The 13,016-nt window shown below is 70.9% G+C and carries 11 protein-coding genes; 5 read left to right on the forward strand and 6 right to left on the reverse strand.

Annotation, left to right across the window (positions count from 1 at the left end):
• The first annotated feature begins 8 nt into the window (after positions 1-8).
• The 4 genes from ACFYYB_RS13035 (at position 9) to ACFYYB_RS13050 (ending at position 4,906) form a co-directional block, all read left to right on the forward strand.
• Positions 9-3,221, forward strand: a complete 3,213-nt coding sequence (locus ACFYYB_RS13035) for a nitrate- and nitrite sensing domain-containing protein (protein ID WP_389435199.1) — start codon at positions 9-11, stop codon at positions 3,219-3,221.
• A gap of 10 nt (positions 3,222-3,231) precedes the next feature.
• Positions 3,232-3,645: a roadblock/LC7 domain-containing protein gene (locus ACFYYB_RS13040; protein WP_243337850.1), complete on the forward strand. Its 414-nt coding sequence runs from the start codon at positions 3,232-3,234 to the stop codon at positions 3,643-3,645.
• Between the two features lie 93 nt (positions 3,646-3,738).
• Positions 3,739-4,338, forward strand: coding sequence for a DUF742 domain-containing protein (locus tag ACFYYB_RS13045; protein ID WP_327304360.1), 600 nt, complete (start codon positions 3,739-3,741; stop codon positions 4,336-4,338).
• On the forward strand, positions 4,319-4,906 hold the full coding sequence (locus tag ACFYYB_RS13050) for an ATP/GTP-binding protein (RefSeq protein ID WP_073911148.1): 588 nt from the start codon (positions 4,319-4,321) through the stop codon (positions 4,904-4,906). Before ACFYYB_RS13045 ends, ACFYYB_RS13050 begins: the two co-directional genes overlap by 20 nt.
• A 114-nt stretch (positions 4,907-5,020) precedes the next feature.
• Here the strand turns inward: ACFYYB_RS13050 and ACFYYB_RS13055 are convergent, their stop codons facing one another.
• Positions 5,021-5,224, reverse strand: coding sequence for an acyl-CoA carboxylase subunit epsilon (locus ACFYYB_RS13055; RefSeq protein ID WP_389435201.1), 204 nt, complete (start codon positions 5,222-5,224; stop codon positions 5,021-5,023).
• A 25-nt stretch (positions 5,225-5,249) separates the two neighbouring features.
• On the reverse strand, positions 5,250-6,833 hold the full coding sequence (locus tag ACFYYB_RS13060; protein ID WP_385380693.1) for an acyl-CoA carboxylase subunit beta: 1,584 nt from the start codon (positions 6,831-6,833) through the stop codon (positions 5,250-5,252).
• 329 nt (positions 6,834-7,162) lie between these two features.
• Between ACFYYB_RS13060 and ACFYYB_RS13065 the strand changes: the two genes are divergently transcribed.
• Entirely contained in the window at positions 7,163-7,774 is a 612-nt protein-coding gene (locus tag ACFYYB_RS13065) for a YceI family protein (protein ID WP_389435203.1), read from the forward strand.
• A 38-nt stretch (positions 7,775-7,812) separates the two neighbouring features.
• Here the strand turns inward: ACFYYB_RS13065 and ACFYYB_RS13070 are convergent, their stop codons facing one another.
• From ACFYYB_RS13070 to ACFYYB_RS13085, 4 genes are all read right to left on the reverse strand, one after another.
• Positions 7,813-9,204: a hypothetical protein gene (locus ACFYYB_RS13070; protein WP_389435205.1), complete on the reverse strand. Its 1,392-nt coding sequence runs from the start codon at positions 9,202-9,204 to the stop codon at positions 7,813-7,815.
• A 106-nt stretch (positions 9,205-9,310) separates the two neighbouring features.
• A complete protein-coding gene (gene cimA / locus ACFYYB_RS13075; RefSeq protein WP_389435207.1) occupies positions 9,311-10,948 on the reverse strand; it encodes a citramalate synthase in 1,638 nt (545 codons plus the stop codon).
• Positions 10,949-11,298: 350 nt separating this feature from the next.
• Positions 11,299-11,919 (reverse strand): TetR/AcrR family transcriptional regulator, encoded by a 621-nt coding sequence (locus tag ACFYYB_RS13080; protein ID WP_389435209.1) that lies wholly within the window; start codon positions 11,917-11,919, stop codon positions 11,299-11,301.
• A 32-nt stretch (positions 11,920-11,951) separates the two neighbouring features.
• A complete protein-coding gene (locus ACFYYB_RS13085; protein ID WP_389435211.1) occupies positions 11,952-12,992 on the reverse strand; it encodes an agmatine/peptidylarginine deiminase in 1,041 nt (346 codons plus the stop codon).
• Between the last annotated feature and the right edge of the window lie 24 nt (positions 12,993-13,016).

A 13,016-nucleotide genomic window follows, 5' to 3' on the forward strand; every position in this document is an offset into this window, starting at 1 on the left:
TTGGTCGAGTGAGGCGAAGCAACTCGAGCCCCGCGGATGAACCCGCGCGCGGCAACTTCACCCCGCCGCCACGCGCGGCCACGTCTGCCCTTGACGTACCCGTGGAACCACCCGTGAGCGCCGGCAGCACCAGCAGGTTCTCGCCCCGCAACTGGCGTGTGCCGACCCGTCTGAACGCCATCCTGCTCGTCCCGGTCCTCGTCGGACTGGTCATGGGCGGTTTCCAGGTGAAGGGCTCGATCGACACCTGGAACGAGGCCAAGGACGCCGAGAAGACCGCGGGCATCGTCACGGCCGCCGCCGAGTACGGCCAGGCGCTGCTGAACGAGCGCGACCTGACGGCAGACCCCCTGCTCAGGGGCCAGCGCGACTCCGAGCCCGTACTGAAGGCCTACGCGGCCACCGACGCGGCCAAGGCGAAGTTCGCCGAGGTCGCGAAGGACCTGCCCGAGGGCCAGGGTCTGGAACGCCGCCTGGAGCTCTTCCGCCAGGAGGAGCCGAAGCTGGAGCAGGTCCGCAAGACGGCCTACGCGGAGAAGGCCGAGTCGCCGAAGAAGGCCCTCCCCAAGGCCCTGGGCCCGATCCCGACCGAAGAGGGGTACGTGCTGGTCCAGCACTACCTCATGCAGTTCTCCAACGAGCTGGGCCTCGGCACCGGCAACGTGACCTCGTACGGCCGCATGGTCTACGCGCTCGAGCTGTCCAAGGCCGCGAACTCGCTGCAGCGCTCGGTGGGCACGCACCTGCTGGTCCGGCCGAACGCGGACGAGAACATCCGCAAGGCCCAGCTCGTCGCCTTCTCCTCGTACGCGTACCTCGAAGAGATCGCCATCGGCGAGTACGTCGCCGCCGGCACCGACGAGGACGTCGCGCGGCTGCGCGAGATCATGGGCAAGAAGTCCGAGGAGGGCGCCCAGAAGCTCGCCGCCGCCAAGCAGGCGGCCGAGCAGGCCGGCACCGTCTTCCACGCCCCGCCGGTGGTCAACGGCTCCGCGCTCACCGGTATGACCGAGGCGATAGCCAGCGGCGAGAAGCCCTCCAAGCTCGCGCAGGACGGCACCACCCCGGCAGCGTGGCAGGCCGCGGCCACCGCCAAGTTCGACGGCTACGCCGAGCTGGAGAAGGAACTCCTCGCCAAGGCCCTCAAGGACTCCGTCGCGGTCTCCGACGAGGCCCGCAACGACGCCATCCTGACCGGCGCCATCGTGGTCGTGGCCCTGCTCGCCGCCTTCATCCTGGCCGGCATGATGGCCCGCCAGATGGGCCGCGCGATGCGCCGGCTGCGCAACGGCGCCTTCGACGTCGCCGAGCAGCGCCTGCCGATGCTCGTCGACCAGCTCTCGCGCACCGACCCGGGCAAGGTCGACACCCGGGTGGTGCCGATCCCGATCGACTCCCAGGACGAGATCGGCGAGGTCGCCCGCGCCTTCGACCAGATCCACCGGGAGGCCGTCCGGCTCGCCGCCGAGCAGGCCCTCCTCCGGGGCAACGTCAACGCGATCTTCACGAACCTCTCCATGCGCAACCAGTCGCTGATCGAGGGCCAGCTGACCCTGATCACCGAGCTGGAGAACAACGAGGCCGACCCGGACCAGCTGGAGAACCTCTTCCGCCTGGACCACCTGGCCACCCGCATGCGCCGCAACGGCGAGAACCTCCTCATCCTCGCGGGCGAGGAGCCGGGCCGCCGCTGGGACCAGCCGGTCCCCCTCGTCGACGTCCTGCGCGCCGCCTCCTCCGAGGTGGAGCAGTACGAGCGCGTCGAGCTGTCGGGCGTCTCCGAGGCCGAGATCCACGGCCAGGCCGTGACCGACCTCGTGCACCTGCTCGCCGAGCTGCTGGAGAACGCCACCACCTTCTCCTCCCCGCAGACCAAGGTCCGGGTCAACGCGACGCGTCTGCCCGACGGCCGCGTGATGGTCGAGATCCACGACAAGGGAATCGGCCTGACGGCCGAGGACTTCGCGGACATCAACCACAAGCTGGCCAACCCGCCGACCGTGGACGCCGCGATCTCGCAGCGCATGGGTCTGTTCGTGGTCGGCCGGCTGGCCGACCGGCACGGCATCCGCGTCCAGCTGCGCCCCTCGGGCGAAGCGGCCGGCACCACCTCGCTGGTCATGCTCCCCGACGCCATCACCCACGGTGGCGGTGGCGAGGAGATACCGGCGGACGACTTCACGGTCTCCCAGATGATCCCGCGGCAGCAGAACCAGCAGCCGGCTCCGCTGCGCACGGCCGCCGAGCTCGGCTTCGACGACTCCCGCTACGAGGTCCACCGGGCCGACCAGCCGGGCTACGACGAGCCCGTCGCCGACCCGGTCGGCCGGTCCCTGGGCCGCGAGGAGCGCCGGGCCGCGCTGGAGGCGCAGGTCGGCTACCCGCAGGAGCAGGCGGCGTACGACGAGTCCGCGGCGCCCGCGGCGGAGTATCCGGAACCGCAGCCGGAGCACGCGTACCAGCCGTACCAGGGCTACGAGCAGCAGCCCGCCCAGGGCTACGACCTCGGTTACGAATCCGCTCAGGCCGGGCAGGGATACGACGCGTACACCCAGCAGGATTACGCGTATCCGGAACCCGGGTACACGGATCAGCGACAGGAAACCCCGGCCTACGACGGCGGGTACGATTCCCGTTCCACGGCTGCGGAGTGGCCCCAGCAGAACACCTACTCGGGCTCCTACCAGCAGGATTACGGGACCGAATCGGAATCACCGGCCGCTCCCGAACCGGCTCAGGAACGCGTAGGCTTCGACCGTCCGGGCGCCACCGCCGACGCCGGTCACCAGGTGACCGGGGCGGGCCTGCCGCGACGCGGCAGCCAGCCGCAGCAGCGGCCGGGACAGCAGGAAGCGGAGTCCTCCGGATCCCTCTTCGAGCAGCGGCCGCAGCGTCAGCAGCAGCCCGCGGCGCCGGAGAAGGCCCCCGAGGAACCGGCAGGAACTGACGACTGGCGCTCGAACAACGACGAGCGCTGGCAGCAGGCCGCCAAACTCCGTGAGCCGAAGGCCGGCGGGGTCACCCCCTCCGGTCTCCCCCGGCGCGTGCCCAAGGCCAACCTGGTCGAGGGCGCTGCGGAGACGACGCCGCAGGGAGGCCCCGAGGTCTCCCGGGCCCCGGAGGACATCCGTGGCAGGTTGAGCAACCTGCGACGCGGTGTCCAGCAGGGCCGCAACGCGGGATCCGAGCAGTCAAGTAACAGCTATGACCAGGAGCGTTAGTGTGAGCGCGATGAGCCAGGCGGCGCAGAACCTGAACTGGTTGATCACCAACTTCGTGGACAACACCCCAGGGGTGTCTCACACGGTGGTGGTATCCGCCGACGGCCTCCTTCTGGCTATGTCCGAGGGCTTCCCCCGCGACCGGGCCGACCAGCTCGCCGCGGTGGCCTCCGGACTGACCTCCCTCACCGCGGGTGCCTCGCGCATCTTCGAGGGCGGCGCCGTCAACCAGACCGTGGTGGAGATGGACCGCGGATTCCTCTTCCTGATGTCCGTCTCCGACGGATCCTCGCTCGCGGTGCTCGCGCACCCCGAGTGCGACATCGGCCTCGTGGGTTACGAGATGGCCCTCCTCGTGGACCGCGCCGGCAGTGTCCTCACCCCGGACCTGCGCGCGGAACTGCAGGGCGGACTTCTCAACTAGCAGACAGGCAGTGCGTTTCGCGTCACTGCACCATAGGGTGCGGTGGCGCGGTTCCACAGGGAGTACTGCGTACTTGGAGTCGGAGGAGGAAACGTGACAACACCCGGAGGACATCCCTATGGCGGCGCGCAGCAGCCGCAGGGTGGGCACGACCAGAACCGCTTCAACTTCCCTTCCGCTCCCAGCAACCGGCCCGCGCCGGAGCACGACCCCGCCTCCGGGCAGCCGTACCAGCGGCAGCCCTACCAGCAGCCGCAGCAGCCGTACGGCCGGCCGCAGCAGCAGCCCGGGCAGTCCTACCGGCCCTCGCAGCAGCCTCCGCGCGGCGGGCGCCCGCCGGCTCCCCAGGCGCACAACCCGCTGGTGCGCCCGTACGCGATGACCGGTGGCCGGACCCGTCCGCGCTACCAGCTCGCCATCGAGGCACTGGTCAGCACGACGGCCGATCCCGCGCGTCTGCAAGGGCAGTTGCCCGAGCACCAGCGCATCTGCCTCCTGTGCCAGGAGATCAAGTCCGTCGCGGAGATCTCGGCACTTCTTTCCATTCCTCTTGGCGTAGCCCGGATCCTCGTAGCCGACCTGGCGGAGGCGGGCCTCGTAGCCATCCACCAGCCCGGCGGCGACGAGTCCGCCGGCGGCCAGCCAGACGTGACACTGCTCGAAAGGGTGCTCAGTGGACTTCGCAAGCTCTAACGGCGGAGCGGCTCCTGCTCGCTCCACCACCTCCGCGAAGATCGTGGTGGCGGGTGGCTTCGGCGTGGGCAAGACCACGTTCGTCGGCGCCGTCTCCGAGATCAACCCGCTGCGCACCGAGGCCGTCATGACGAGTGCCTCCGCCGGCATCGACGACCTGACCCACACCGGGGACAAGACGACCACCACGGTCGCCATGGACTTCGGCCGCATCACCCTCGACCAGGACCTGATCCTGTACCTCTTCGGTACCCCGGGCCAGGACCGCTTCTGGTTCATGTGGGACGACCTGGTGCGCGGCGCGATCGGCGCCGTCGTCCTCGTCGACACCCGCCGTCTCGCCGACTGCTTCCCCGCCGTCGACTACTTCGAGAACAGCGGCCTGCCGTTCGTCATCGCCCTCAACGGCTTCGACGGGCACCAGCCGTACACCCCGGAGGAAGTCCGCGAGGCCCTGCAGATCGGCCCGGACGCCCCCATCATCACCACCGACGCCCGCCACCGCGCGGACGCCAAGAGCGCGCTCATCACCCTGGTGGAGCACGCCCTCATGGCCCGCCTGCGGTAGCCGTCCCCGGCGCCGCGCGCCGGGTCGTACGCGTCCGGTCGTACGCGAAGAAGCCCCCCGCACTCCGAGGAGTGCGGGGGGCTTCTTCGCGTGGTGTCCGCGGGGCTTGGGGTACTAGCCCTGCCAGCTGCGCGGGCCGCGGAAGCCGGGGGTGCGCTCCAGGCGGCGCCAGCCGGCCTGGGAACCCACGGCGGCGGCCGGGGCGTCCTCGGGGGTGGCGGCGGCGCGGGCGAGCAGGATCGCGGTGATCGCGGCCAGCTCCTCGGGCTCGGCGTGGCCCTTCTCGACCTTCAGCAGGGTGCCGTTGGCGTTGCTCATCGGTGGCAGTTCTCCTCTCACGTCTCTACTGGGGCGGGTTGCCGTGCTTGCGCGACGGCAGATCGGCGTGCTTGTTGCGGAGCATCGCGAGGGCCGCGACGAGGACCTCGCGCGTTTCGGCGGGGTCGATGACGTCATCGACGAGGCCTCGCTCGGCCGCGTAATAAGGGTGCATCAGCTCGGCCTTGTACTCCTTGACCATGCGCGCACGCATTGCCTCGGGGTCTTCGGCGTCCGCGATCTGCTTGCGGAAGATGACGTTGGCGGCGCCCTCGGCGCCCATCACGGCGATCTCGTTGGTCGGCCAGGCGTAGGTGAGGTCGGCGCCGATGGACTGGGAGTCCATGACGATGTAGGCACCGCCGTAGGCCTTGCGCAGGATCAGCGAGATCCGCGGCACGGTCGCGTTGCAGTACGCGTACAGCAGCTTCGCGCCGTGGCGGATGATGCCGCCGTGCTCCTGGTCGACGCCCGGCAGGAAGCCGGGGACGTCCAGGAGGGTGATGATCGGGATGTTGAAGGCGTCGCAGAGCTGGACGAAGCGCGCCGCCTTCTCGGAGGCGTGGATGTCCAGGACGCCGGCGAGGTGGCCGGGCTGGTTGGCGACGATGCCGACGACCTGGCCGTCCATCCGCGCCAGCGCGCAGATGATGTTGCGGGCCCAGCGCTCGTGGATCTCCAGGACGTCGCCCTCGTCGACGAGCTCCTCGATGACCTTGAGCATGTCGTACGGGCGGTTGCCGTCGGCGGGCACGAGGTCGAGCAGGACCTCGGAGCGGCGGTCCGCCGGGTCGCTGGTCTCGTGGACCGGGGGGTTCTCGCGGTTGTTGGAGGGCAGCATCGTGATGAGGTAGCGGACCTCGGAGATGCAGGTCTCCTCGTCGTCGTACGCGAAGTGCGCCACGCCCGAGGTCTCGGCGTGCACGTCGGCGCCGCCGAGGCCGTTCTGGGTGATCTCCTCGCCGGTCACCGCGCGGACCACGTCCGGGCCGGTGATGAACATCTGCGAGGTCTCCCGGACCATGAACACGAAGTCCGTCAGGGCCGGGGAGTAGGCCGCGCCGCCGGCGCAGGGGCCGAGCATCACCGAGATCTGCGGGATGACGCCCGAGGCCTTGGTGTTGCGCTGGAAGATGCCGCCGTAGCCGGCGAGCGCGGAGACGCCCTCCTGGATGCGGGCGCCGGCGCCGTCGTTGAGGGAGACCAGCGGGGCACCGGCCGCGATGGCCATGTCCATGATCTTGTGGATCTTCGTGGCGTGGGCCTCGCCCAGGGCGCCGCCGAAGATGCGGAAGTCGTGCGCGTAGACGAAGACCGTGCGGCCCTCGACCGTGCCCCAGCCGGTGATGACACCGTCGGTGTAGGGCTTCTTGGCCTCGAGGCCGAACCCGGTCGCGCGGTGGCGACGCAGCTGCTCGACCTCCTTGAAGGAACCCTCGTCGAGCAGCAACGCGATCCGCTCGCGGGCGGTGAGCTTGCCCTTGGCGTGCTGCGCTTCGGTCGCCCGGTCACTCGGGCCGCGTCGCGCCTGCTCGCGCAGGTCGTGCAGCTCGGCCACGCGGCCACGGGCGTCCGTCGGCTCGCTCGGAATCTGGTCCACAACGGTCATGTAATGACCTTACGAAGCCGGACCGGAAAAACCCTCCGTCGAATCCGCACAGTGTCAGATGTCTTCCGCTGTCCGGGCCGGACAGAACCACTGGGAGAGCAGCGCGTCCCACCAGGCAGGACGTTGGTCCTTTGTGGGGTCTCCACAAATCATCCCCCCAAGTGGCCGCCAAGGCGTCACCAAGATGCCGTCAAGACATCCGAGCCACCCCACAAGAGTGACAGAGGTTGAAATTTGAACGGAATGGGTCTAGCGTCGTTCTTGTTGAAAGTTCAACCAGTCATCGGGTGCCGGACATCGAGCGGCACCCCTACCAAGGAGAAGCAGCCATGGGTCTCTTCAACCGCCGCGCCCAGGACACCACCACGACCGCCGTCGCCACCCTCGACGTGGACCCGGCCTTGGCCGCGCTCACCGGCGACTACGTCATCGACGCCTCGCACAGCAGCATCGGCTTCACCGTCCGCCACGCGATGGTCACCAACGTGCGCGGCACCTTCGCCGAGCACGAGGGCGCCCTGCACCTGGACGGCGCCGACCCGTCCCGCTCCACCGCCTCCATCGAGGTGAAGATCGCCTCCATCGACACCGGAATCGGCGACCGCGACGGCCACCTGCGGTCCGGGGACTTCTTCGACGCCGACACCTTCCCGCTGATGACCTTCCGCTCCACCGAAGCGCAGCAGCTCGGCGGCGACAAGTACCGCATCACCGGCGAGCTGACCATCAAGGACGTCACGCGCCCGCTCTCCATCGACCTGGAGTTCGGCGGCTCGGCCACCGACGTCTACGGCAACGAGCGCGTCGGGTTCGAGGGCTCCGCCGAGATCCTGCGCTCCGACTGGGGCCTGACCTGGAACGCGGCCCTGGAGACCGGCGGCGTGATGGTCAGCGACAAGGTGAAGCTGACCTTCGACATCTCGGCGATCAAGCAGGCCTGAGGCCGGTTGCCCGCCGCGGGTCCGGGGGCCGGGGGCGACTAGAAGTCGCCCCCGCCGAACCCGCCGCCCCCGCCGAACCCGCCGCCACCACCGAAGTCACCTCCGCCGCCGAAGTCCCCGCCGCCGAAGCCGGACGGGTTGAAGTCGGCCCCGGAGACGTCACCCCCGTCGAAGCCTCCGCCGCCCCCGTCGAAGCCGTTGCCGCCGCCGAAGTCGGAGGCGTAGGCCGGACTGGACATCATCGAACCGAGCATCGTGCCCATGAGCAGGCCGGGCAGGATGCCGCCGCCGAAGTAGCCGCCGGCCCAGGGACCGTACGCCGGGCCGGCGTCGTAGTAGGGGCGCGGACCGTGCTCGGTGTCGACGGTACGGACCGCCGGGTCCTGGCCGTCGCGCAGCCGGACGGCGTCCGCCGCACAGACCGGGACCGTACGGGCGGCCCCGCCCGCCGGGGCCCAGGCGGCGTCCTCGGTGCTCGGCCCGTGGCGCGGGTCGAAGAAGCAGGGGGCGCGGCGTTCGGGCAGCGGCCGGCCCTCGCGACGGGCGTCGAGGCGGGCCAGGGCGTACCGGCCGTCCTCGAGGGCCTGGGTGACTCCCTTGACCTCCTCCGGGTACCGCACGGAGGCCATGATCTGCTTGGCCTTCTCGTAGGAGTCGAGGCCCTGCTCGTAGTCCGCGCGCATGGCGTCGTCGGCGCCGGGCTCACCGGGGTGGAAGTCGAGGCGCTCCAGCTCCTCGCCGAAGGCCGTGATGTCCTCGTCGACGACCACGCTCAGCCGGGCGATGGACTCGCGCCGGAGCTCTTCCTTCTTCTTGCGGTTGCGCTTGACCAGCGCGTACGCCCCGCCGCCGCCGACCGCGGCCACCACGCCGAGCCCGATCAGGGCGCCCACCGGAGCCCCGTCGTCGGCCGCCGCGCCGCCCCAGGAGGCGGGGGCCTTGCCCTTGGCCTGGGCGAGGGCCTGGTCCACGAAGTTGTTGAGCTCGGTGCTCGCGTCGACGGCGCCGCCCGCCTTGACGGCGTCGACGAGGTTGCGGACCGCGTTGTTCGGCATGACGGCCCGGTCGGCGCCGGCGTTGAAGCCGTCCCCGAGCCGGATCGCGTAGAGCCCGGTGATCCCGGTCTCGGTACGGACGGTCTTCAGCACGCTCGCGGCCGGGAACTCGGCGGTGGCCGGCAGCACGGCGACGAACACGGGCTTCCCGGCGTCCTTGATCTTCTTCGCCAGCGCGTCCGCCTGTGCGGGCGGCAGCTGGGCCTCGGCGCGGGGGTCCACGTAGACCGGGCCCTTCTTGAGGGCCTCCGCCACGGTGGTGGTCCCATCGGCGGCCGCCGCCCCCGGGGCGACCAACAGCGCGGTCCCGGACAGCCCCAGCAGCAGAGCGGCCAGCAGCGATCCCATACGTACGGATATAAGCCTGGTCCTCATAGTCACGACGCTACCCGAACGGGTGCAATCCTGTGTGAGCTGGACATAAGGCCCTCCGTATCCGCCGTCTCACCCTGCCGGAGCACGGCGAGACGGCGCACGCGGACTACTCCGCCGGCTCCACGCCCGCGTGGAGGAGGCCGTAGGTGAAGGCGTCTTCCAGGGCCTGCCAGGAGGCGGCGATGACGTTCGGGGCTACGCCGACCGTGTTCCATTCGCGGGAACCGTCCGTCGTGGTGACCAGGACCCGGGTCGTGGACGCCGTGCCGTGGGCGCCTTCCAGGATGCGGACCTTGTAGTCGATCAGCTCGAACTTCGCGAGCTGGGGGTAGAAACGCTCCAGGGCGACCCGCAGCGCGCGGTCCAGTGCGTTGACCGGGCCGTTGCCCTCCGCCGTCGCGACGATCCGCTCGCCCTTGGCCCACAGCTTCACCGTGGCCTCGTTGGCGTGCGTGCCGTCGGGGCGGTCCTCGACGATGGCCCGCCAGGACTCGATGCGGAAGTACTTGCGCGCCCGGCCCTCGGCCTCGGCGCGCAGCAGCAGCTCGAAGGAGGCGTCGGCGGCCTCGTACGTGTAGCCCTGGAGCTCGCGCTCCTTGACCCGCTCCACGACCCGGGAGACCAGCGCGCGGTCCCCGCCGAGGTCGACGCCGAGCTCCTTGCCCTTGAGCTCGATGGAGGCCCGGCCGGCCATGTCGGAGACGAGCATCCGCATGGTGTTGCCGACCCGCGCGGGGTCGATGTGCTGGTACAGGTCCGGGTCGACCTTGATCGCGGAGGCGTGCAGGCCCGCCTTGTGCGCGAAGGCGGAGACGCCGACGTAGGGCTGGTGCGTGGAGGGGGTGAGGTTGACGACCTCGGCGATGGCGTGCGAGATCCGGGTCATCTCGGCCAGCGCGCCCGCCGGGAGGACCGTACGGCCGTACTTGATCTCCAGCGCGGCGACGACCGGGAAGAGGTTGGCGTTGCCGACGCGCTCGCCGTAGCCGTTCGCGGTGCACTGCACGTGGGTGGCGCCCGCGTCGACGGCGGCCAGCGTGTTGGCGACGGCGCATCCGGTGTCGTCCTGGGCGTGGATGCCCAGGCGCGCGCCGGTGTCGGCCAGCACGGTCGCGACGGTCGCGGCGATCTGCGCGGGCAGCATGCCGCCGTTGGTGTCACAGAGGACCACGACGTCGGCGCCGGCCTCGTGGGCGGCGCGTACGACGGCCTTCGCGTACTCGGCGTTGGCCCGGTAACCGTCGAAGAAGTGCTCGCAGTCGACGAAGACCCGGCGGCCCTCGGAGACCAGGTGGGCGACGGTGTCGCGGACCATCTCCAGGTTCTCGTCGAGGGTGGTGCGCAGCGCGAGCTCGACGTGCCGGTCGTGGGACTTGGCGACCAGGGTGATCACCGGGGCGCCGGATTCCAGCAGGGCGCGGACCTGCGGGTCGGTGGCGGCGGAGCCGCCCGCCCGGCGGGTCGCGCCGAAGGCGACGAGCTGGGCGTGCTTGAAGTCGATCTCCGCGCGGGCACGCGAGAAGAACTCCGTGTCGCGCGGGTTGGCGCCGGGCCAGCCGCCCTCGATGAACCCCACCCCGAAGTCGTCCAGGTGGCGGGCGATCGTCAGCTTGTCAGCGACCGTGAGGTTGATGCCCTCACGCTGGGCACCGTCGCGCAGGGTCGTGTCGAAGACGTGGAACCCGTCATCGGGGCCGGGGCCCGAAGCCGGCGCAGTCGGCTCGGTCGCCTCTGTCGTCGTCATGCTGATCTGACTCCTGTCGGATGGGTGGTTCCGGATGCCCGCCCTCGGGCGGGCCGACGCCACTGCCCCCATCATCGCGCGCTGCCCGATTCCGGCGTGTTCGGGCCGGAAAACGAAAAAACCTCTCGCGGGTGCGAGAGGTCTGCGCGCGGGTCTGGGGCACGGTGGCCGCCTCCGCGAAGTTCTTCCGCGGCTCAGCGGCCACTGGGGACCGGCGCGCTGCTGTCCATAATCATGAGCTGAGCAGGCACGTCGGCAGTCTGCCATACCGCATGCCGCGGGTGGACGGGAATCTCAGCATGCGGGCACACCCGTCCGAGGGCCGGCCGGGACGGCCCGGGGCCGCCGGCTCAGGCCCCGGGCGCCGGGGTCAGTGCCTCGCTGAGGAACTCGCGGACGTGCTCCAGGATGTCGTCGCGCCCTATCCCGGGCAGGCCGACGGCGACCTGGATGCTGAACCCGTCGAGCAGGGCCCGCAGCCGGGCCGCGAAGCGGTCCGGGTCGACCGGGCGGAACTCCCCGCGCGAGATGCCCTCGGCGAGCAGGGCCACCAGGTCGCGGTGCCAGGCGCCCTCGATGGCCCCCTGGCGCTCCCGCTCCCCCGGTCCCGCGTTCTGCGAGCGGTTCCAGACCTCCAGCCACAGGGTCCAGTGCGGATCCCGGGCGCCCTCGGGCACGTACAGGTCCACGTACGCCCGCAGGCGCTCGCGCACCGGGCCGCGGCGGGACAGCAGGGCGCGGCGGCGGGTGCCGAGCGCCGCCTCGCTCCACTCCAGGGTCTGCAGCAGGAGCTCGTCCTTGGTGCGGAAGTAGTAGAGGAGGTGGCCGCTGCTCATGCCGACCTGGCGGCCCAGGCCGGCCATGGTCAGACCGTCCAGGCCGCGTTCGGCGATGGTGGCCATGGCTGCGACCAGTACGTCCTCGCGCGGCGGCGCGTTCTTGCGCGCGGCACGTACTTCACCCGCCACCATGGCCCACTCCTCGTCCCGGCCGCCCTCTCGGGTCAGACCTTCGGCTGCTGCTGGGTGATGCAGTGGATACCGCCACCCCCGGCGAAAATCGTACGTGCGTCGACGAGCGTCACGGTCCGCTCGGGGAACAGACCGCGGAAGATCTCCGCCGCCTCCTCGTCGCGCGGGTCGTCGAAGGCGCACAGGACCACGCCGCCGTTGCACAGGTAGTGGTTGATGTAGGAGTAGTCGACCCACTCCCCGTCCTCTTCCAGCACGGTCGGCGCCGGGATCTCCACGACCTGGAGCTGCCGGCCCTGCGCGTCGGTGGACGCGCGCAGGATGGCCGCGATGGTCTTGCCGCGCTCGTGGTCCGGGTGGGCCGGGTCGGGCTGGCTGTGGACCATGACCACGCCGGGGCGGGCGAAGGCCGCGACGATGTCGACGTGGCCCTGGGTGCCGTAGGTGCCGTAGTCGCCGGCCAGGCCGTACGGGAGCCAGATCGCCTTGGTGGTGCCCAGGTGGGCGTGGATCTCGGCCTCGACCTGCTCGCGGGTCCAGTCGGGGTTGCGGCCCTTGCCGAGCTGCACGGTGTCGGTGAGGAGCACGGTGCCCTCGCCGTCCACGTGGATGGCGCCGCCCTCGTTGACCAGAGCGGTGCTGTAGGTGCGGGTCCCGACGAGGCCGGAGACCTCCCGGGCGATCTTCGAGTCGTGGTCCCAGCGGGCCCACTCCTGGGCGCCCCAGCCGTTGAAGGTCCAGTCGACGGCAGCCAGCTCGCCGGCGTCGTTGGTGACGAAGGTCGGGCCGATGTCGCGCATCCAGGCGTCGTCGAGCCGCCGCTCGACCAGCTCGATGTCGTCACCCACGACGGCGCGGGCGCTCTCGGCGTCGCCGGGCGAGACGACGAGGGTCACGGGCTCGTACGAGCGGACCGCGCGGGCCACGGCGCCCCAGGCCGCGCGGGCCTCGGCGAGCTCCTGCTCGTTGGTGAAGGTGGGGTTGGGGCTGGGCCAGGCCATCCAGGTGCGCTCGTGGGGCGTCCACTCGGCGGGCATCCGGAAGCCGGCGGTCACGGGGGTGGTGTCGGTCATGGCAGGGGGTCCTTACGGGCTGTG

This window comes from Streptomyces sp. NPDC002886 (assembly GCF_042888445.1).
Classification (GTDB): Bacteria; Actinomycetota; Actinomycetes; order Streptomycetales; family Streptomycetaceae; genus Streptomyces.

What these genes read in the sequence shown, in the direction of transcription:
- ACFYYB_RS13085 (WP_389435211.1), bottom strand. Translation starts at nt 12,992, where the DNA reads ATGACCGACACCACCCCCGTGACCGCCGGCTTCCGGATGCCCGCCGAG.
- cimA (WP_389435207.1), bottom strand. Translation starts at nt 10,948, where the DNA reads ATGACGACGACAGAGGCGACCGAGCCGACTGCGCCGGCTTCGGGCCCC.
- ACFYYB_RS13060 (WP_385380693.1), bottom strand. Translation starts at nt 6,833, where the DNA reads ATGACCGTTGTGGACCAGATTCCGAGCGAGCCGACGGACGCCCGTGGC.
- ACFYYB_RS13065 (WP_389435203.1), top strand. Translation starts at nt 7,163, where the DNA reads ATGGGTCTCTTCAACCGCCGCGCCCAGGACACCACCACGACCGCCGTC.
- ACFYYB_RS13040 (WP_243337850.1), top strand. Translation starts at nt 3,232, where the DNA reads ATGAGCCAGGCGGCGCAGAACCTGAACTGGTTGATCACCAACTTCGTG.
- ACFYYB_RS13055 (WP_389435201.1), bottom strand. Translation starts at nt 5,224, where the DNA reads ATGAGCAACGCCAACGGCACCCTGCTGAAGGTCGAGAAGGGCCACGCC.
- ACFYYB_RS13070 (WP_389435205.1), bottom strand. Translation starts at nt 9,204, where the DNA reads ATGAGGACCAGGCTTATATCCGTACGTATGGGATCGCTGCTGGCCGCT.
- ACFYYB_RS13080 (WP_389435209.1), bottom strand. Translation starts at nt 11,919, where the DNA reads ATGGTGGCGGGTGAAGTACGTGCCGCGCGCAAGAACGCGCCGCCGCGC.